The 18026-nt window shown below is 63.9% G+C and carries 18 protein-coding genes; 7 read left to right on the top strand and 11 right to left on the bottom strand.

From position 1 onward, the window contains the following. Nucleotides 1-143 precede the first annotated feature (143 nt). The 6 genes from RGQ15_RS14590 to RGQ15_RS14565 are packed head-to-tail and all read left to right on the top strand — an operon-like array spanning nt 144 to nt 7297. Nucleotides 144-1217 (top strand): ABC transporter ATP-binding protein, encoded by a 1074-nt coding sequence (locus RGQ15_RS14590; protein ID WP_409201343.1) that lies wholly within the window; start codon nt 144-146, stop codon nt 1215-1217. Beyond that, nucleotides 1214-2152, top strand: coding sequence for an ABC transporter permease (locus RGQ15_RS14585; RefSeq protein WP_311161199.1), 939 nt, complete (start codon nt 1214-1216; stop codon nt 2150-2152). Before RGQ15_RS14590 ends, RGQ15_RS14585 begins: the two co-directional genes overlap by 4 nt. Continuing rightward, nucleotides 2149-2952, top strand: a complete 804-nt coding sequence (locus tag RGQ15_RS14580; protein ID WP_311161198.1) for an ABC transporter permease — start codon at nt 2149-2151, stop codon at nt 2950-2952. Before RGQ15_RS14585 ends, RGQ15_RS14580 begins: the two co-directional genes overlap by 4 nt. Nucleotides 2953-2984: 32 nt before the next feature. After that, the gene (locus tag RGQ15_RS14575; RefSeq protein WP_311161197.1) at nt 2985-4001 is read left to right on the top strand and encodes an extracellular solute-binding protein; all 1017 of its coding nucleotides are present in this window, start codon (nt 2985-2987) and stop codon (nt 3999-4001) included. Nucleotides 4002-4046: 45 nt separating this feature from the next. Continuing rightward, entirely contained in the window at nt 4047-5702 is a 1656-nt protein-coding gene (locus RGQ15_RS14570; protein ID WP_311161196.1) for an amidohydrolase, read from the top strand. Continuing rightward, nucleotides 5702-7297 (top strand): GMC family oxidoreductase, encoded by a 1596-nt coding sequence (locus tag RGQ15_RS14565; protein WP_311161195.1) that lies wholly within the window; start codon nt 5702-5704, stop codon nt 7295-7297. Before RGQ15_RS14570 ends, RGQ15_RS14565 begins: the two co-directional genes overlap by 1 nt. Nucleotides 7298-7336: 39 nt before the next feature. Here RGQ15_RS14565 and RGQ15_RS14560 read toward each other — a convergent pair whose 3' ends face one another. The 4 genes from RGQ15_RS14560 to RGQ15_RS14545 all read right to left on the bottom strand — a co-directional run bounded on the left by RGQ15_RS14560 (nt 7337) and on the right by RGQ15_RS14545 (nt 11345). Beyond that, nucleotides 7337-8833 carry an aldehyde dehydrogenase gene (locus tag RGQ15_RS14560; protein WP_311161193.1) on the bottom strand — a complete coding sequence of 499 codons (1497 nt, stop codon included), beginning with the start codon at nt 8831-8833 and terminating at the stop codon, nt 7337-7339. 16 nt (nt 8834-8849) lie between these two features. Continuing rightward, on the bottom strand, nt 8850-9524 hold the full coding sequence (locus tag RGQ15_RS14555; RefSeq protein ID WP_311161192.1) for a DUF1028 domain-containing protein: 675 nt from the start codon (nt 9522-9524) through the stop codon (nt 8850-8852). 4 nt (nt 9525-9528) lie between these two features. Then, a complete protein-coding gene (locus RGQ15_RS14550; RefSeq protein WP_311161191.1) occupies nt 9529-9945 on the bottom strand; it encodes a RidA family protein in 417 nt (138 codons plus the stop codon). A 119-nt stretch (nt 9946-10064) separates the two neighbouring features. Continuing rightward, complete coding sequence (locus tag RGQ15_RS14545; RefSeq protein ID WP_311161189.1) at nt 10065-11345, bottom strand: flavin-containing monooxygenase; 1281 nt, start codon at nt 11343-11345, stop codon at nt 10065-10067. Between the two features lie 385 nt (nt 11346-11730). On the opposite strand from RGQ15_RS14545, the gene RGQ15_RS14540 reads away from it, so the two are divergent. Next, complete coding sequence (locus RGQ15_RS14540; RefSeq protein ID WP_311161188.1) at nt 11731-12714, top strand: alpha/beta hydrolase; 984 nt, start codon at nt 11731-11733, stop codon at nt 12712-12714. Between the two features lie 102 nt (nt 12715-12816). Here RGQ15_RS14540 and RGQ15_RS14535 read toward each other — a convergent pair whose 3' ends face one another. From RGQ15_RS14535 to RGQ15_RS14505, 7 genes are all read right to left on the bottom strand, one after another. Next, nucleotides 12817-13395 (bottom strand): cytochrome b/b6 domain-containing protein, encoded by a 579-nt coding sequence (locus RGQ15_RS14535; protein ID WP_311161187.1) that lies wholly within the window; start codon nt 13393-13395, stop codon nt 12817-12819. Then, a complete protein-coding gene (locus RGQ15_RS14530) occupies nt 13388-13645 on the bottom strand; it encodes a PepSY domain-containing protein (RefSeq protein WP_311161185.1) in 258 nt (85 codons plus the stop codon). The genes RGQ15_RS14535 and RGQ15_RS14530 overlap by 8 nt, the downstream gene beginning before the upstream one ends. Nucleotides 13646-13741: 96 nt before the next feature. Further along, entirely contained in the window at nt 13742-14350 is a 609-nt protein-coding gene (locus RGQ15_RS14525; RefSeq protein ID WP_311161183.1) for a DUF6134 family protein, read from the bottom strand. Between the two features lie 16 nt (nt 14351-14366). Then, nucleotides 14367-15227, bottom strand: a complete 861-nt coding sequence (locus tag RGQ15_RS14520) for a TauD/TfdA family dioxygenase (protein ID WP_311161181.1) — start codon at nt 15225-15227, stop codon at nt 14367-14369. Further along, nucleotides 15224-16021, bottom strand: coding sequence for an SDR family NAD(P)-dependent oxidoreductase (locus RGQ15_RS14515; RefSeq protein WP_311161179.1), 798 nt, complete (start codon nt 16019-16021; stop codon nt 15224-15226). The genes RGQ15_RS14520 and RGQ15_RS14515 overlap by 4 nt, the downstream gene beginning before the upstream one ends. Continuing rightward, nucleotides 16018-17400 (bottom strand): AMP-binding protein, encoded by a 1383-nt coding sequence (locus tag RGQ15_RS14510; protein WP_311161178.1) that lies wholly within the window; start codon nt 17398-17400, stop codon nt 16018-16020. The genes RGQ15_RS14515 and RGQ15_RS14510 overlap by 4 nt, the downstream gene beginning before the upstream one ends. Then, complete coding sequence (locus RGQ15_RS14505; RefSeq protein ID WP_311161177.1) at nt 17397-17978, bottom strand: thermostable hemolysin; 582 nt, start codon at nt 17976-17978, stop codon at nt 17397-17399. The genes RGQ15_RS14510 and RGQ15_RS14505 overlap by 4 nt, the downstream gene beginning before the upstream one ends. Nucleotides 17979-18026: the final 48 nt, after the last annotated feature.

The raw sequence follows: 18026 nt of genomic DNA, 5'->3' as shown, positions 1-18026 counted from the left end.
TTCTTCTTTTTATGAGACCTTATGGAACCCTTGCCCGATCATATTACTGGACGCTGCGCCGTGGCCGCCTTGCGGTCCGCTCGGGCATCGGTCCCACTCGCCGCATCGCTTCGGCGCCCCCTCAAGCTACTCAAGGTCGCCAGATGAGCCAGACTAACGCCGTCGACGTCATAGATGTCTCGAAGAATTTCGGAACATATCAGGCGCTGAAATCGATCAGCTTCACCATCCGCAACAACGAATTCTTCACCATGCTCGGCCCCTCGGGTTGCGGCAAGACGACGCTCTTGCGAATGCTCGCTGGTTTCGAGACGCCCGACAGGGGCACCATTCTGCTCAAGGGGCAGGAGCTGGTGAACATCCCGCCGCACAAGCGCCGGGTGAACACGGTCTTTCAAAGCTATGCGCTTTTCCCGCATATGACGCTGGAGCAGAATGTGGCCTTCGGGCTGGAAAACCTGGGCTGGGAGCGCGCCCGGATCCGCGCCCGCGTCGGCGAGATGCTGGAGCGCGTTCACATGTCGGCCTTTGCCAAGCGCAAGCCCGCGCAGCTTTCGGGTGGCCAGCGCCAGCGCGTCGCGCTGGCCCGCGCGCTTGCCCCCGAGCCCGAGGTGCTGCTGCTTGATGAGCCACTGTCGGCACTGGATCTGAAGCTGCGCCAGGCGATGCGCGACGAGCTGCGTAACCTGCAACGCGATACCGGCATCACCTTTGTCTTTGTCACCCATGACCAGGAAGAGGCCCTGGACATGTCCGACCGCATCGCCGTGCTGGGCAGCGGAGAGGTACAACAACTGGGCACCCCGACCGAGATCTACGAAGAGCCTGTGAACCGCTTCGTCGCGGATTTCGTGGGCGAGACCAATTTCCTTGAGGTCGACGTGCTGGAAACCGCTTCCGGAAACGCGACGATCCGCACGCCGTTCGGACAGGTCATTACCGTCCCGGCCCCTCGCGACACGCTGCAAGGGCGTGGCACGCTGTCCATCCGCCCCGAAAAGATCAATCTCGGCGACCAAGCGCAGGACTCCGCCTTCTCGGCCCAGGTCGTGAACAAGAATTACATGGGCGGCTATACCCACTACCTGCTGGCCGCGAATGGCGTCGAATTTCGCGCTTCTCGCCGCAATGCCTCGCGCGAGGGCGATGCGATCGCGGTGGGCAGCACCGTCCCCGTCGGCTTCGCCAGGGCCTCGGCGCGGGTACTTGCATCATGAGCGATGCCACGCACCACGGCCTGCCCATGCAAGAGCCGTCCCATCCTCCCGCTGGTCGCGGCTTCTGGCGCAATCTGCCCTTCTGGGGGCTCCTGCCATCCTGGCTCTTGATGGCATTCGCGCTACTGGTCCCGATGATCATTATCGCGGCCGTCTCGGTCGCCTCGCGTGGCGCCTATGGCGGCTTCGACTGGGGGTTCGACCTGACCGGTTATCGCCAGATCCTTTTCAATGAGGGATGGAGCGGTGAACTGGAATTCACGCCGCAATATCTTTCGATCATCCTGCGCACGCTCGGCCTTGCGCTGACCACGACGCTGCTCTGCCTCGTGTTGGCCGTGCCGATGGCCTATTTCATCGCCAATCAGCCCCCCGCGCGCAAGGCGGCTCTGGTGTATCTCGTTACCCTGCCCTTCTGGGTGTCGATGATCCTGCGCGTCTACGCCTGGATGATCATTCTGGGACGCGACGGGCCGCTCCCGCGCTTCGTGGAATTCTTCGGCGCGCCTGCGGGCCTCAGTTTCATGTATAACGACGGCGCGACGCTCGCGGCCATGGTCTATAGCTACATGCCGCTCATGGTGCTGCCGGTCTTTGCCTCGATCGAGAAGCTGGATGGCACGCTGATCGAAGCCGCCCATGATCTTTATGGCAATCGCTGGGTGACACTCCGCCGGGTGATCCTGCCGCTGGCGGCGCCGGGCATCATTTCAGGCGCGATACTGGTTTTCGTCCCTGCCCTTGGCGCCGTGCTTGAGCCCACGCTGATGGGCGGTGGTAAGCAGATGATGATGGGCTCTCTGATCCAGCTGCAATTCGGCGGCGGGCGGAACTGGCCCTTCGGTGCCGCCATCGCGATGACGCTTCTTGCCTTCGTTGTCATCGTCCTGATCCTTACCGCCCGCCGCGCCACTGCCAAGGGAGCCACCACATGAGCGCCCATCACGACGTCAAACGCTATCCGGGGCTGCGGCCGCTCAGCGTCCTTTTCTTCCTCTACCTCTATCTGCCGCTTGTCGTGGTGGTGGTCTATTCCTTCAACGACAACAAGATCACCGGCGTCTGGACCCAGTTTTCCCTCAAATGGTATGGCTCGGCGCTGAACAACACGGCCCTGATGAATGCGCTGAAGACCTCGCTCCTGGTCGCAGCCATCGCGACCATGTTCGCAACCACCGTGGCGCTGCTGGCGGCGCTCGCGATCATGCGGGGCAAGAATGTCCGTTTCCGCAAACTCTCTGAAACAGTGGTCAACCTGCCGCTTCTGCTGCCCGAGATCGTGCTGGCCGTCGCCACGCTGATCCTCTTCTCGCTGCTGGGCGTTCAGAACGGTTTGCTGAAGCTGGCCATTGCCCATTCGGCATTCTGCACGCCCTTCGCCTTCCTGCCGATCAGGGCCCGCCTGCAGGGGATGTCGATGGATTACGAAGAGGCCGCGGCCGATCTTTACGCCACGCGCTGGACCACCTTCCGCCGCGTTACCCTGCCCTTGATCCTGCCCGGCCTGTTTTCCGGGGCAATGCTGGCCTTCCTGATTTCAATGGACGATTTCATCACCTCGAACATGCTCAGCTCGGGCGGCACGACTACCCTGCCCGTCTATATCTTCTCGCTGATCCGTTCCGGCACCTCGCCCGAACTGAATGCCATCGCGTCGCTATTGATCCTTGCCTCGCTGGTTCTCGCGACGGTGGCGCTGCTGGTCGCGGCACGCGGCGGTCGCGAAAACAGTTAACCCAAAAAAGAAAAGCCAACAGGAGAGTTGAAATGAAAAAATACCTTCTTGCCACCGCCATGGGGATGGCTCTGGCTTCGGCCGCGCAGGCCGAGGGCAAGCTGAACCTGTATGTCTGGTCGGATTCGATCGATCCCGAATTGATCGAGAAGTTCTCGAAGGAGAACGACGTTCAGGTCAGCGTCGACGGCTATACCTCGAACGAGGATCTGCTGACAAAGCTGCAGGCGGGTGCCTCGGGCTATGACATCTCGACCCCCTCGCAGCATTTCCTGCGCATCATGATCGACGAAGGCCTGATCGAGAATTACGGCGCGAACAAGCTGAAAGCCTTTGACAATATCGACGAGCGCTGGCGCAACCAGTGGTGGGACGAGACGCAGGAATACTCGGTTCCCGTCGCCTATGGCACCGCGGGCTTTGCAGTGAATACGGATCAGTACAAGGGACCGCTGGACAGCCTGAAATACTTCTTTGAACCCGATGGCGAACTGGCGGGCAAGATTGCCATGCTGTCCTATCCCGACGAGGTGGTCGGGGCGGCCCAGCTTTACCTCGGCGTTCCGTTCTGCTCGGAAGATCCATCCGAGATGAAGAAGGTTCTCGACCTGCTGGCAGCACAGAAGCCGGCGGTTGCCGTCTATTCCTCGGACAATATCGACAGCCGCCTGGCCTCGGGCGAGGTCGCGGCACATTTCTGGTGGGACGGCGAGGAACTCAAGGCCCGCATGGGCGGCGCGAAGCTTGATTACGCCATGCCCAAGGAAGGCCTGGTCGGCTGGATCGACAGCATGGTGATCCCGAAGGGTGCTCCGAACCGCGAAAACGCCATCAAGTTCATCGAATTCATGTCGACGCCAGAGAACGCGACCGCGCAGATGAACTTCTACGCACACTCGTCGCCGATGAAGGTGATCCCCGAGCAGGTCGTCTACACCAAGGAGAAAGCACCCGAGCTTTACCCCGACGTGCCGGTCGAATTCTCGCGCACCTGCTCGCCCGCGGCCCAGGACCTTGTCACCAAGGTCTGGACCCAGCTTCTGCAATAACCTTGACGCGGGGGCTTCGGCCCCCGCAAACCTTTTCGGAACATCATGACCGCTGATCTTGTCATCCTGAACGCGCGGATTCGCGCGCAATTCGCGCCTGCCGGAACGACCGCTATCGCGGCCCGCGATGGCCTCATCCTGGCCCTTGGCGACGACGCCGCCATTCGCGCGCATGTCGCTCCCGAGACCCGGGTCATCGACGCCGCCGGGCGCGAGCTGCTGCCGGGTTTTGTTGAAAGCCACCTGCATCTCTTCATGGGCGGGGCCTCGCTGTCGATGCTGCCCCTTGGCAGCACCTTCGGGTTCGAGGCGACCAAGGCCGCCTTCGAGGAATTCATGGCCGCCAATCCGGGCGATGAGATCCTGTTCGGCCTTGGGGTGAACTACGTCATCTTCGGCGAGGATCGCCGCCCAGACCGCCATCTTCTGGACCAGATCAGCGCCGAGCGCCCGATCTGCCTGCTTGCGACCGACCTGCATTGCGCTTGGGCCAATACCCGCGCGCTTGAGCTTGCGGGCATCCTGCAGGGCGCGGATGTCGGCCCCGGTGCCGAGATCGTCATGGGCGAGGATGGGCTGGCCACGGGCGAGCTGCGCGAATTCGCGGCGATGAAGCGGGTGCGCAACCTCTCGATACTGAAGGGGCGCGACAGCCTCGCCTATCGTCCCGCCGCCGTGCCGCCCACCGAGGAAGAGCGCGCCCATGACCGCGACGTGATCCGCCTGGCCGGGGATTACTGCGCCCGCCACGGCATCACCTCGGCGGTGAACATGGACGGCAACGAATACCAGGCAGGGCTGATGCGCGAGTTGGCGCTGGCCGGCGAGATGCCCGTCCGGGTCAGCCTGCCACTGCGCCTCGGGGGCGAGGATGGCCCCGAGGGCATCGACCGGCTCGACGCCTATGGCCCCGAGGTTCCCGGCTGGCTGAGTTTCGGCCGCATCAAGATGCTGCTCGACGGTGTCTTCGACACCTGGACCGCGCTGACGGTGACGGATTATCCCGACCGGCCCGGCTTCCGCTCGGCCCCGCTTTTCGATCTGGATAATTTCACCGCCATCTGCGTCGAGGCCGACCGGCGCGGCCTGCAGATCGCGACCCATGCCGTGGGCGACGGCGCGGTGCGCGCGACCATCGACGCCTATGAAGCAGCGGCCAAGACCAATGGCCCGCGCGACGCCCGCCACCGGCTCGAGCACATCGACACGATCACGCCCGAGGATCTGGACCGGCTGGACCCCTTGGGGATTGTGGCGTCCATGCAGCCGGTGCATCCGCCGGGCTCGGCGGGCCTGCCGCTGGAACCGACGGTGACGATCATGGGCAAGTCGCGCTGGCCTACGGCCTTTCCGTGGCGGATGATCCGGGATCGCGGTGTGACCTTGGCCTTTGGGACCGACTGGCCGGTCTCGCCCATCTCGCCGCTTTACGCGATCCATTGCGCCCTGACCCGTCAGCCCTGGGCCGATGACCTGCCCGATCAGCGCCTGACGCTGGAGGAATGCCTTGCAGCCTATACTTCAGGCGGCGCTTACGCCGATTTCTGCGAGGACCGGCGCGGCGCGCTGCGCGAGGGATTCGACGCCGATCTGGTGCTGATCGAAGGCGCGCTGGAGGGGCTTTCCGATCGCGCCGATGCCGCCAGGATCGCCCTGACCATCTGTGGCGGGCGCGTCACCCATTCGATCCCCGAGGCATGATGGAGAGCTTTGACTATATTGTCATCGGCGCGGGCTCGGCGGGCTGCGTGCTGGCAAACCGCCTGTCCCAGAACCCGGCGCATCGCGTGTTGGTGATTGAGGCCGGAGGCGGCGACCGCGATCTGCGCGTCAAGGTCCCGGCCGGGATTCTGGCGATGTATGGCCGCCCGCGCTTCGATTACGGCTATGCCGGAACGCCCCAGCCGGAATTGAACAACCGCCGCATCCCGGTCAATCGGGGGCGGATGCTGGGCGGGTCATCCTCGATGAACTCGATGCTTTATATCCGCGGCGCGGCGGAGGATTACGATGAATGGCGCGATCTGGGCTGCGCGGGCTGGGGCTGGGATGATGTCCTGCCGGTGTTCAAGGACCTTGAGCGCAATCAGAACGGACAGGACCCCGCGCTGCATGGCAACACGGGCGAGTTGATCGTCAGCCGCCCGACCGATCCGAACCCGGTCTGCCAGGATTTCATCGCGGCGGGGGAAGCCCTTGGCCTGCCGCGCAACAATGACTTCAATGGCCCGTCGCAACTGGGGCTGGGCGTCTATGACGTGACGCAAAGAAACGGGCTGCGCTTTTCGGCCTATAACGCCTTTCTGGAGCCGGTACGTCACCGACAGAACCTGACCGTATGGACCGGCGCAGAACTCAGGCGACTGATCCTTTCCGATGGCCGTGTAGCCGGGATCGAGATCACGCGCGACGGCCAGACACAGCAGGTCGCCTGCGAAGGCGAGGTGGTTCTGAGCGCGGGCGCGATCGGCACGCCGATGGCGCTGATGGCATCCGGGATCGGCCCGGCTTCGGCGCTGCGCGAGGCGGCGATCGAGGTCGCGCATGACCTGCCGGGTGTCGGCCAGAACCTGCGCGACCATGTCGATGGCATGATTACGGTCCGCAGCGATTCCGCCCGCACATTGGGCTTTTCGCTGCCGAACCTGCGCCGCCTCTTGCCCTCGCCGTTTCTGTTCGCAGCGAACCGCAAGGGCGAGCTTTCGACAAATTATGTGGTCGCGGGCGGCTTTGCCCGCACGCCGCTGGCGAGCGATTTGCCGGATGTGCAGTTCCATTTCGTGCCGGGCTATCGCAGCCATCGCGGGCGGCTGGTCGAATGGGGCCATGGGTTCGCGGTCCATACCTGCGTCCTGCGCCCGAAATCCGTGGGCGAAATCCGCATTGCCCGCGCGGGCGACGGTTTCGCGCCGCAGATTGATCACCGGTTCTTCTCGGCCGGGGATGATGCGCAGGTGCTGGTCGAGGGGATCAAGCTTGCCCGCCGCATTTTTGCCGCAGCGCCCATGGCAGGGCTGAAGGGGCGTGAGATTCTGCCCGGACCCGAGGTGCAAAGCGACGATGAAATCCTCGCCTATCTACGGGCCGAGGCGCTGACCGTCTATCATCCGGTCGGCACGGCGCGGATGGGTCGCGACGCCTTGGCGGTCACGGACCCGGCTTCGATGAAGGTGCATGGCATCGCGAACCTGCGCGTCGCGGACGCCTCTGTCATGCCGACGCTGATCGGCGGCAATACCAACGCGCCCTCGATGATGATCGGCGAGAAATGCGCCCGAGCGATGCTGGCGGCATAGGGCGAAAACGCCCGGCCAACGGCCGGGCGTCTGATCGGATCAGGGCCTGTACTTGATCCAGGTCGTCTTCAGCGCGGTGTATTTGTCCAGCGAATGCAGCGACAGGTCGCGGCCGAAGCCCGATTGCTTCATACCCCCGAAGGGCGTCTGCGCGGAAAGCGCATCGACCGTGTTCACCGAGACCGTGCCGACATGCAGCCGGTCCGCGACGCGGCAGGCGCGCGACAGGTTGTCCGTCCAGACCGAGGCCGCAAGACCATAAATCGAGTCATTCGCCAGTCTAACCGCCTCATCCTCGCTGTCGAAGGCGATGACCGAAAGGACCGGGCCAAAAATTTCGTCGCGCGCAAGCGGATTGTCCTGCGTCACGTCGGCAAATATCGTTGGCTGGACGAAACAGCCCTTGCCTTCGATCCGGACGCGCTCGCCTCCGGTGACGAGCCGGGCGCTTTGCCTACCCGCCTCGATAAAGCGCATGATGCCCTGGGTCTGGGCCTCATCGACGATCGCGCCCATTTTCGAAGCCGGGTCGAGGGGATCGCCGGGCTGCATCGCCTCGGCGCGCGCGACCAGCTTTTCGATGAAGACGTCGCGGATCGAGCGCTCGACGTAAAGCCGGGAATTGGCCGAACACACCTCGCCCTGATTGAAGAAGATGCCGAATGCGGCCATGTCGGCGGCGGCGTCCAGATCCTCGCAATCGGCAAAGACGATGTTCGGGCTTTTCCCGCCCGTTTCCGGCCAGACCGGCTTGAGGTTCGATTGGCCTGAATATTCCATGAACTTCTTGCCGATGGCGGTCGAACCGGTAAAGGCCAGGCAATCGACATCCATATGCAGGCCAAGCGCGCGGCCCGCCGTCGCGCCGTATCCCGGCACGACATTGAAGACGCCGTCCGGCACGCCTGCCTCGGCCGCCAGCTCCGCCAGACGCAGTGCGGAAAGCGGCGATTGCTCGGCGGGTTTCAACACCACCGAGTTCCCGGCGGCCAAAGCGGCGGCGGATTTCCACGTCGCCATGTCCAGCGGGAAGTTCCACGGCACGACCGCGCCGACGACGCCCAACGGCACGCGGCGGACCAGCGCCAGATCACCGGGGCCGGTGGGGGCGACCTCGTCGTAAAGCTTGTCGATGGCCTCGGCATACCATTGGAAGAAATGCGCGGAGCCCGGCGCGTCGATGGTGACGGCATCGGTGACCAGCTTGCCCATGTCGAGGCTGTCCAGCAGCGCCAGTTCTTGCAGGTTCTCGCGGATCAGATCCGCAAGCTTCAGCATCACCGCCTTGCGCGCGCCGGGTGCCATGCGCGACCAGCGGCCATCGTCAAAGGCGCGGCGGCCGGCAGCCACCGCATGGTCGATATCGGCGGCGTCACCCTCGGCGACCTGTGCCAGCACCTCACCCGTTGCCGGGTTTATGCTGTCGAAGGTCTTGCCCGAGACCGCATCGACGAATTTGCCGTCGATGAAGGCCCGGCTGCGAAAGCTCAGTCCGGCGGCGCGGATTTTCCAATCCTGATGGCTCATGTCCAGCATGGTGCTCCCTTTCCTTTCACTCGTCGCCCGGCACGCCATAAGACGGCGCGGCGCGCGGGTCGAGGGCGCGCTGGACATAGGCGTCAAGCTGCGGTTTGTAGATGTCCCAAAGTGTGGCGATGGCTTCGATCGGGCAATCGTCCGTCCAGTCGCAGCGCAGATCCACGACGGGCCAGCTGACTTTGTCCACGATCTTGAGGCCCGCAGAATGGACCGGCCCGGCCTCGCCACCTGCTGCCATTCCCGCGCGCATTGCGGCGATCAGACGGTCAGCGAGATGGCCGGTCGAGGCGCGAAACCCATCGACAATGGCCTGCGGCACGCCGTCATTTGCCAGAAGATTGCCGCCAGAGGCGACGTTCTCGGCCTGCGCCTGCGTCCAGATGCCCAGCGAATTCGGCCCGGAATGGATCGCGGTCCGGCCCTCGGCATCGACAGCCAGAACCTGACGATATTCGATGAACCGGCCCTGGCTTTGCACCTTGGCAATGGCGTCCGAGGCAGACAGCCCGCCTTGCATCAGGTCCAGCGTCAGCGGCCCCAGCGAAGGGTCGGTGACGTTCTGCGATGCGACCGCCCCCACCCCTGCCCGGGCATAAGAGCAGCGCGCCGCGACCGCCGGCGACGAGGATGAGATGGCGACCCCGAACATGCCCGTCTCGGGGCAGCGCGCGACAATCGAGAAGGTCATGCGATCAATCCGGAATGACGGCGGTGCCGTCGATCTCGACCAGCCATTCCGGACGGGCCAGGGCTTGCACGACGAGACCGGTCGAAACCGGATGCACACCCTTCAGGTATTCGCCCATCGTGCGATAGACCGCCTCGCGGTGGCGGACATCGGTGATATAGACCACGACCTTGACCAGATGCTCCATGCTGCCGCCGGCTTCCTCGATCAGCTGCTTGATGTTCTGCATGACCTTATGGGTTTGCTCGACCGGGTCGTGGCTTTCGATATTCTTCGCATCATCAAGATTCTGAGGGCATTGGCCGCGCAGCCAGACGGTCTTGCCGCCCTGGGTCACGACAGCCTGGCAGAGGTCGTTGTCGAGGTTCTGCTCGGGATATGTTTCCTTGGTGTTGAACTTGCGGATGCGGGTATGGGCCATCGGAGTCTCCGTCGAATTGCCGCGGTCTTATGCGGATTTTCACATCACGCGGCGGCAGGAAAAGAAAAGTCTGGCTCATCCTTGATGAGGATGAGCCTAAGGGTGCTGGGTGCAAGCGCTCATTCTGCCGCGTCGCGTTGTGGCAGGCTACGCTCGGCGTGATGGTCCATGTATTTGCGCTGGATACCGATCTGCTCGGCCACATGCTTGGCATCGTGCCAGACACCCCAGATGAAGCTGGAACCGCGCCGCGATTGCCAGGGCAGACCAAGGAAATAGATCCCCGGCTCGACCGAGACGCCACGATGATGCCGGGGGCGGCCATTTTCGTCCAAGGCATCGAGCTTGAGCCAGCTGTAATCCACGCCGAAGCCGGTCGCCCAGATGACCTGTGTGATGCCCGCTTCCGCGAGATCCAGCGACAGGATCGGCTTTGTCAGGCAGTCGGGATCGGGCTCGCGGCGGCGCGCCTCGGGGTCAAGCGGCAGGTCAAGGCCGTTGCGCGTCACGTAGGCATCGGCCTCGTCGAGGAGGGAGTACAGGTTCGCGTCACCGTTGGCGATATTCTGCGCCAGATCCTGGCCAAGTTTCAACACGCCGCTTTCATAGCCTTCGGTCCGGCCGAGCAGGGTCATGCCCTGGTTCCCCAGCTTGCGAAAATCGATCGTCTGGCCGCCATAAGCGCCGCTGACGGCGATGGTCACGTGCTCGGTTCCCGGACGCGGCGCGGCCATGTCCCATTTGCCAAGAACGCCCAGCCACCAGCAGAAATCGCGACCGCGATAAGCGCGTGGAGGGCGGTCATGCGGGCCAACCGAGAGATAGACCTTCTTGCCCGCGCGCATCAGCTCATCTGCGATCTGCACCCCCGACGAGCCCGCGCCGATGACCAGAACCGCACCTTCGGGTAGATCTTCGGGATTGCGGTAGCTGCTCGAATGCATCTGGGCGATGCCGGCCGCCTCGGGGATCATCGGCGGAATGACCGGGATCTGGAAAGGGCCAGTCGCGACGACGACGCGCTGCGCCTCGATCACGCCCTTCGAGGTCTCGACCGTGAAACCCGGCTTGCCGCTGTTGCGCCGAACTTCCTTCACCTCGACGCCGCAACGCACCGGCGCATTCAGCATCTCGGCATAGGCGACAAAGTAGTCCGCGACCTTGTCCTTGGCGATGAAGGCATCTGGATCAGCCTGGGGAAACTCCATTCCGGGGAAGCGATCGTGCCAGGCGGGGCCATTTGCGACCAGCGAATCCCACCGCGCCGAGCGCCAGCGTTCGGCGATGCGTTCTCGCTCTAGCACCAGATGCGGCACGCCGCTGGCCAGAAGATGCTCGCTCATCGCGATCCCGGCCTGTCCTGCCCCAACAACAAGCGTGTCGGTTGTCTCTATTTGCATCTGCGCATCCCTGTTTGCGTCATTCGTCGGCTGAACCTACGCATAGGTGTAGGCAGAGCCCTTCATTCCGAAAATTATGAAATCGGACATCAATGCTTAGGCTGGCGCTAAATTGCGAAGAAACCCGCAAGCCAGATGCATGGACATTGGGTTTGAGCATCGGCGATGCTGCCCCGGTTACGCGGTGCTGGCATCCAACACCCTGCCCTTTCAGCGCCGGAACTTCGCGCATCGCAAAGACGGGGAATGAATCTGCATTACGGTGGTGCTATAGTCGTTGGTCATGACATCGCGACGTAGAATTCACTGTCCCGATGCTCATAACGACCCGGCCCCTGGCTGAACCAATCGACATCGGACTTATTTCTGGTCGAGGGAGACCCCCATGCTGTCTCGCAGGTCCCATTCGTATTCCCGCCGCATGGCGCTTACCATCGCCGGAGGCGTCCTGGCCGCCCCAGCTTTGGGTCAGGAATGTGGCAAGCCTCTCGAAGGTCACGTGAAGGGACCCAGGATCTGGCGGGACTATGACCAGGTCGAACTCGATGCTGCCTATCGGCAGGAAGCCTACCAGCCTAACCTCGACGTGGTCGCCAGAAGGCTATCTGCGGAAAGCTATGATCTCAGATTGCGACGGGGCTATCCGCAGCGCGCGTCCTATGGTGAGCCGCAAGTTGAACAGCTGGATCTCTACAAGGCCGAGGCAACGGGCGCGCCGATCTTCGTCTTCATCCACGGAGGAACCTGGCGCTTCATGGATGCAAGTTCGTCAGGTTTCGCGGCCGAGCCATTCCTGGATCGCGGGGCTCATTTTGTTGCGCTGGATTTTTCCGATGTCCGGCAAGTCGCAGGCGATCTGGGTCGTCTGGCCGATCAGGTGCGGCGGGGCATCGCCTGGGTCATCCGCAACGCGGAAAGCTTTGGCGGCGATCCGGGCAAGGTCTATATCGGCGGGCATTCGTCGGGCGGGCATCTGGCCGCCGTTGCGCTGACGACTGACTGGACGGCCTATGACCTGCCGGATGATGCCGTGAAGGGCGGCCTGTGCATGAGCGGGATGTATGATCTTGCCCCGGTTCGCCTATCCTGGCGCAGAAGTTACATCTCCTTCACCGACAGAATGGAGGACGAGATGAGCCCGCAGCGCCATCTCGACCAGATCATGGCGCCGGTCGTGGTAACCTATGGCACGTTGGAAACGCCCGAATTTCAGCGCCAGGCAACGGAATTCGCGGACGCGCTCGGGGCTGCGGGAAAACAGGTGACCCTGCTGCAGGGCCCATATCTTTACCACGATGAAACGCGGGCCACCCTCGGCAATCCCTACGGCATGAATGGACGTGCGGCATTGGCGCTGATGGGCCTGTAGACGGCGGACCATCGGGTCAATGGACCTGAGGGCCGAGAGAAGTGCCGCCCCACCAGCATGTCGTTTCCAGCAAGGTCCGTCAAGAGAGGGCCAGCGCCGGGGTCATTGGGCGCCCCCTTCCGGATGCGCGTCCGACCCCAGTGGTGGAAGCGGACGTTTCCTTCCGGTGATCATCGCCCGCACGAGGTTTTCGCGATGGTGCAGACTTTCGACCAAGACGCCGCAAAGATGACCAGCCAGCAGGACAAGGATCAGGCTTGCGAAGCATTCATGGGTTTCCTCCATCATGGTCGAACCCCAGAACCGATCCGTGGTCTGAAGCCAGCCGGTCAGCGCCGTGGCAGAGATCGTCACGATCAGCGCAACGATCATCCAGCCCCCCGCCGGGTTATGCCCCAGATAGCGCCGCTCGCGCCCCCGCGCGAGATCGTGCAGATGCGCCAGGACCACGCCCGGACCGCGCAGGAAATCGCTGAAACGCGCGTGTTTGGGGCCGACAAAGCCCCAGACCAGGCGCGCGGCGAGAAGCGCGACGATGACATAGCCTGCACCCTCATGCAGGGATTTCGGCCCGTCCTCGGTCAGCCAGGCCAGCCCGATCAGGCTGGCCAGCGACCAGTGGAAGACGCGCAGGAACGGATCCCAGACCCGGATTTCGCCGTCTTCCACGGGGTCAGTCATCGGACCCCTTCTCCTCGAAAGTGGCCGGGTCGAAGAAGATCTCGACCTTCTTGCCATTCGCGTCCTTGCCGTAGACCTCGTAGCAGCCGTCCTCTTCCTTGACATTCGAGATGGTCCACCCCTTGGCTCCGAGTTCGGCCTTGAGTTCCTCGACCGGGCGCCATTCCGCCTTGTCCACATTGCAGCGCTCTTCGGCGAGCGCAGGCAGGGCGACGAGACTGGCGATGGTCAGGATCAGGATCTTCCGCATGATGATCTCCTTTTGACGAAATGCGGTGTGACAGTTCTGTTGATGACAGGCCGACCTTGCGCGCCGCTTACACGGCCGGACGTCGCGCCGGAAAATTCAGCGCAGGACGTAATCCACGGTCGAGCCGTCCTCGGCGGCGAAGCGGACATGGACAAGCTGTCCCTTGCCGTCGAACCACAACTCCCGGTTCAACCCGCCAGAGATCGCGTAATGCGTCGCGCTGACCTTGCCATGGCCGGTCGCGATGCTGTCGCTGCCCAGATTGCGCACCGCAACCGAATCCGCGCTGGAATCGATCGTGTTCAGCACCTTGCGCTGCTTGACGATCTCGGCATTCCAAAGGCTCGCGGGAATCAGCGGGCTGGGGCCGATGTTGATATCATAGGATTTGCCATTGTCATTCGTCCGGGACCTGAGGCCTTGGAGCTTGCCGCCGCTCCAGTTCTCGGTGCTGGTCTGCTCGAAGCGATATGCCGCGACGCCGATGACCGGGACTTTGACGGCGATATCGGTCCTGACACTGACTGTCACCTCATCTCGATCTTGCTGAAATCTCAGGCTGTAATCGCCGATATCCTTGCCCTTGCGGATAACGTCGAAGGTCAGGCGCCCGGATGCGGGCACGCTGCCTGTCGGCGCGGCGGCGGCGGCCCCGGCCAGAAGAAGGCCGGCCAGGATGGCTGCGGCGCCAGATTGGTTTCTCATCTGATCCTCCCTTGGTTCAAAGCGAACCCATGCCGATGAAAAGGTTGCGATCGGCATCGGCGATGGCCCGGCGGCCATGCATGACGCGGGTATTGTCCAGTACCGCGATATCGCCGTCCTGCCAGTTGATCTCATGGGTGACGGTTTCGGCGAGGGCGCGGATCTCCTCGATCTCGTCGGGTGTCACGTCGCTGCCATCTGCCAGGCGGTAGCGGGGCGGCTGGTAATTATGCGACGGGCCAAGGACGGCATTGGCAAAGCCCATACCGCCGCTGAACGCCGAGGCGCGCACCGGATCGACGCTGAGCCGATAGGTCAGCGAGCCGTCTTCATGCAGATCGAAGCCCTGACCCGGCAAGGCCTGCTGGAATTGCAGCACATGTGCCATCGTCACCTCTTCGGGGCGCGAGATCGCGGGATGTTCATTTGCGAGGTAGCGCTTCCACAGCAATTCAGGCAGCACGCGTTCCACCGTCATCTTCTGCGACCAGCGCGCCTTGCGGGCGTCATCGAAGCTGTCCCAGACCTGCACCCCGTCGCAGATCGTGGTTTGCGAACCCTCGAAGGCGGCGCGTTCGGCGAAGAAGGTCACGATATCGGGGCAGCGAGGAGTATTGCCATTCTCGATATGCAGCCCGATCGGGCCAAGCCCGGCATCCACCATCTGGGTGTGGTCGCTGGAATGATTGCGGGCCGGATCGAAGGTCACCCGTGAACAAAGCGCGCTGACGAGGCCCGCGAATTGGGCCATGCCGGGCCGAAAGCCGCGCAGGAGCGTCCAGCCATCGCTGGTCAGATCGGCGCGGATGGCGTCCAGAAGATCGGGATCGTCCAGGCCCGCGCCAAAGTCGCTTTGGCGAAGAATATTGTATTTCATGCTTTTTCTCTGGTTTCGTCATGTCGGGCGGCGGCGATCACGGCGGGGTCACTCGTCATCCCGGCCAGCGCCCGGTCGATGATTTGCGGACGCAGGCGTTGCAGGGCGACAAAGAAGCGCTCGCGGCTGGGCGGGAATTGCTCGCGCTTGCGGGCCGAAATGGCGCGCCAGGCATGCCGCGCGACGGCCTCGGGATCGTCAAGGCTCATGGCCATCGGCCCGATCAGGGCGCGGAAACTTTCAGTCGCGGCGGTGCGGGTCGCGCGCGGCGCGATATAGGTGACGCCGATGCCGCGCGGGGCAAGCTCGCGCCGCAGCGCATCGGAAAAGCCCCGCAGCGCGAACTTGCTGGCCGAGTAAAGCGCGAAATAGGGAAAGGCGATGTCGCCGAAGACCGAGCCGATATTCACCACTTGTCCGCGCCGCTTTTCCAGTGCGGGCAGAAGGTCGCGGGTCAGCGCGACGGGGGCCGCGATATTGGTCGCGACCAGTTCGGCAAGGTCGCGATCGCTCAGCCCCTCGAGCCTGCCCGAGGCCAGCCGTCCCGCATTGTTGACCAGAATGTCCAGCCCCTCGTCCGCCACTGCGTCGCGGATGGCATTCCGGCCGTCAGGGGTGGTGACGTCTGCCGGCACGATCCGGGCCCGGCGTGACAGCACAGAGGCGGTGTCGCTCAAGCTGGCCTCGCGCCGGCCGACAAGTATCAGGCGATGCCCAAGCCGGTCGGCCTCGAGCGCAAGCGCCTGCCCGATTCCTGATCCGGCGCCGGTGACAAGCACAATTTTCCCGCTCATGCGAGCCTCCTTTCATCCGGGCTTTCGCGCAGCGAGATCCACTCGGCCTCGCGTTTCGCGGCCAGCTCGCGGGCATGGGTGCGGTCCATCTGCCCCGAGGGCCGGATCAGCCCGGGCAGGCGGGCATCGACCATCAGCACATGTTCCGGACGAGCATAGAAGGGCAGCGCGGAAAGCCGCGTCACCAACCCTTGCATGTCGGGCGCGGCGGCCGGCGCGAGCACCAGCACCAGCCGGTCGCCAGCAACCTGAACCAGCGCGGCAAAAGGCACCAATGGGTCGGCCAGTGCCGCGGCCTCGATCCATTCCGGCGCGATGTTGCGGCCCGATTGGCGCAGGATCATCGCATCGCGGCGGCCCAGAACGCGCAGGGCGCCGTTCTCGATCTCGCCCAGATCGCCGGTCCGCCACTCGCCCTGCACGGCGTCGCTATGCAGATAGCCCTGCATCACCGTCGGCCCCGAGATGACGATCTCGCCCGCGTCGATGCGCACCGACACCCCCTCGATCACCCGCATCGACCCCGCATTGGATGGGGTCAAGGCGACGACCGAGCAGGCTTCGGAAAGGCCATAGCCTTCGGCGACAGGCAGGCCCAGCCCGCGCGCCTCGGCAAGCAGCGCGGGCGAAGTCGGTGCGCCGCCCACAGCGACATAGCGCAGGCTTGACGGGGGCTTGGCCCATCCCTGCCGCAAAGCCGCGACCCAAAGCGCCAATTGGCGCGGGGCGAGAACCGTGATGGTGGGGCCGAATTCCTCGGCTGCACGGGCAAGGCCCGCCCCGTCACCCCCCATGAGCGCCGCAAGGCCTTCGGGGCAGATCAGCGTCTCGGCCCCGGCCAGTATGGGCAGGAAAATGCCGCAGACCTGTTCCAGCAGCTGCGCCTGCGGCAGGACAGACAGGTAGCGATCCCCCGAACCCGGCCGCAGGGCGGCCGCCAATCCGGCTATCGATGCCTCCAATTGCCGATCGCCCAGCACCACCCCTTTGGGTTGGCCCGTCGTCCCCGAAGTATAGATCACACGGTCGGCACCGCCGGCATAGTCAAGCGGCAGGGGATATGCGGCGGGATCGGGCAGCCGATCCAGCATTTCGGCCTTGGCATCGCGCAGCAGATGCTGCACCTGTGCGGTGGCGAAGAAGGACGGGACTGGCACGACCCGGCGCCCCGCCAGCGTGGCGGCCAGATCGGAGATGACATAGTCGATGCCGGAAAACCCGATCCCCAGCACGGCGGGCGCTTCGCGCAAGCCTGCGGCTTGGGCGCCGACCTCGCGCGCCAAGGCCGCCCAGGTGATGCTGCGATCGGGCTCGCGGAACGCGATTTCCAAAGGCCGCTCCGCCCCATGCCGCGCCAAGGCGGTGAAGACCTTTTTCATTTCAGATGCATCCTTGCTGTCACCGCCGCGCGCTGCGGCACGAAGCGCAGCGCCTGCTCGTCGGAAAGCGCGCAAACCCACGGCAAGCTATCGTAATATCGACCCCAGTTTCCGGCATCAGTCAGGCGCTCGGGCCGGGCAGGGGCAAGGGCGATCAGCGGCACGCCAACCCGTTCCAGAAGCCCCATCAGCGGGGTCGTCGCGGTGAAAATGCCCCAGCTTTTCCCGCGCCTTCGGCCTTCTTCGGTGATGGCTTCGATCAGCGGCAGTGTCGCGCGCGGTTGCGGGCAGGCCAGCGAAACCACCTCGATGATCTCCTTGGCAAAGACCCTGTGCCCGCTCCTCTCAGAGAGCAGGTCGGCAATCGGCCGGTCCAGATAGGTCTGCGAGAAGAAGCCCTGCCCGACCTCGCGAATGCCCGCCGCGCCCGCCAGCCAGCCTGACGCCGAGGTTGCTGCGGCCAGCTCGATCCCGGCAAGCGAGATCCGAGCGTCATAGACTGCCTTGAAATGCGCGCCGATCAGGTTGGCCGCGTCCTGCCATGCCGGGTCGCGCCAGTCGAGAAACTCGATCCTCATGACGCCCGCCCCCGGAACGGGGAGCAATTTGCCAGACTGTTCATCATT

It is taken from the genome of Paracoccus sp. MBLB3053 (assembly GCF_031822435.1).
Classification (GTDB): Bacteria; Pseudomonadota; Alphaproteobacteria; order Rhodobacterales; family Rhodobacteraceae; genus Paracoccus; species Paracoccus aurantius.
The sequence above is the reverse complement of the archived record's forward strand: the minus strand, read 5'-3'. Positions and strand labels throughout refer to the sequence as shown.

Excerpts from the sequence above, each read along its gene's own strand:
- RGQ15_RS14590 (WP_409201343.1), top strand. The coding sequence starts at position 144 with ATGAGCCAGACTAACGCCGTCGACGTCATAGATGTCTCGAAGAATTTC.
- RGQ15_RS14585 (WP_311161199.1), top strand. The coding sequence starts at position 1,214 with ATGAGCGATGCCACGCACCACGGCCTGCCCATGCAAGAGCCGTCCCAT.
- RGQ15_RS14580 (WP_311161198.1), top strand. The coding sequence starts at position 2,149 with ATGAGCGCCCATCACGACGTCAAACGCTATCCGGGGCTGCGGCCGCTC.
- RGQ15_RS14575 (WP_311161197.1), top strand. The coding sequence starts at position 2,985 with ATGAAAAAATACCTTCTTGCCACCGCCATGGGGATGGCTCTGGCTTCG.
- RGQ15_RS14570 (WP_311161196.1), top strand. The coding sequence starts at position 4,047 with ATGACCGCTGATCTTGTCATCCTGAACGCGCGGATTCGCGCGCAATTC.
- RGQ15_RS14565 (WP_311161195.1), top strand. The coding sequence starts at position 5,702 with ATGGAGAGCTTTGACTATATTGTCATCGGCGCGGGCTCGGCGGGCTGC.
- RGQ15_RS14560 (WP_311161193.1), bottom strand. The coding sequence starts at position 8,833 with ATGCTGGACATGAGCCATCAGGATTGGAAAATCCGCGCCGCCGGACTG.
- RGQ15_RS14555 (WP_311161192.1), bottom strand. The coding sequence starts at position 9,524 with ATGACCTTCTCGATTGTCGCGCGCTGCCCCGAGACGGGCATGTTCGGG.
- RGQ15_RS14550 (WP_311161191.1), bottom strand. The coding sequence starts at position 9,945 with ATGGCCCATACCCGCATCCGCAAGTTCAACACCAAGGAAACATATCCC.
- RGQ15_RS14545 (WP_311161189.1), bottom strand. The coding sequence starts at position 11,345 with ATGCAAATAGAGACAACCGACACGCTTGTTGTTGGGGCAGGACAGGCC.
- RGQ15_RS14540 (WP_311161188.1), top strand. The coding sequence starts at position 11,731 with ATGCTGTCTCGCAGGTCCCATTCGTATTCCCGCCGCATGGCGCTTACC.
- RGQ15_RS14535 (WP_311161187.1), bottom strand. The coding sequence starts at position 13,395 with ATGACTGACCCCGTGGAAGACGGCGAAATCCGGGTCTGGGATCCGTTC.
- RGQ15_RS14530 (WP_311161185.1), bottom strand. The coding sequence starts at position 13,645 with ATGCGGAAGATCCTGATCCTGACCATCGCCAGTCTCGTCGCCCTGCCT.
- RGQ15_RS14525 (WP_311161183.1), bottom strand. The coding sequence starts at position 14,350 with ATGAGAAACCAATCTGGCGCCGCAGCCATCCTGGCCGGCCTTCTTCTG.
- RGQ15_RS14520 (WP_311161181.1), bottom strand. The coding sequence starts at position 15,227 with ATGAAATACAATATTCTTCGCCAAAGCGACTTTGGCGCGGGCCTGGAC.
- RGQ15_RS14515 (WP_311161179.1), bottom strand. The coding sequence starts at position 16,021 with ATGAGCGGGAAAATTGTGCTTGTCACCGGCGCCGGATCAGGAATCGGG.
- RGQ15_RS14510 (WP_311161178.1), bottom strand. The coding sequence starts at position 17,400 with ATGAAAAAGGTCTTCACCGCCTTGGCGCGGCATGGGGCGGAGCGGCCT.
- RGQ15_RS14505 (WP_311161177.1), bottom strand. The coding sequence starts at position 17,978 with ATGAGGATCGAGTTTCTCGACTGGCGCGACCCGGCATGGCAGGACGCG.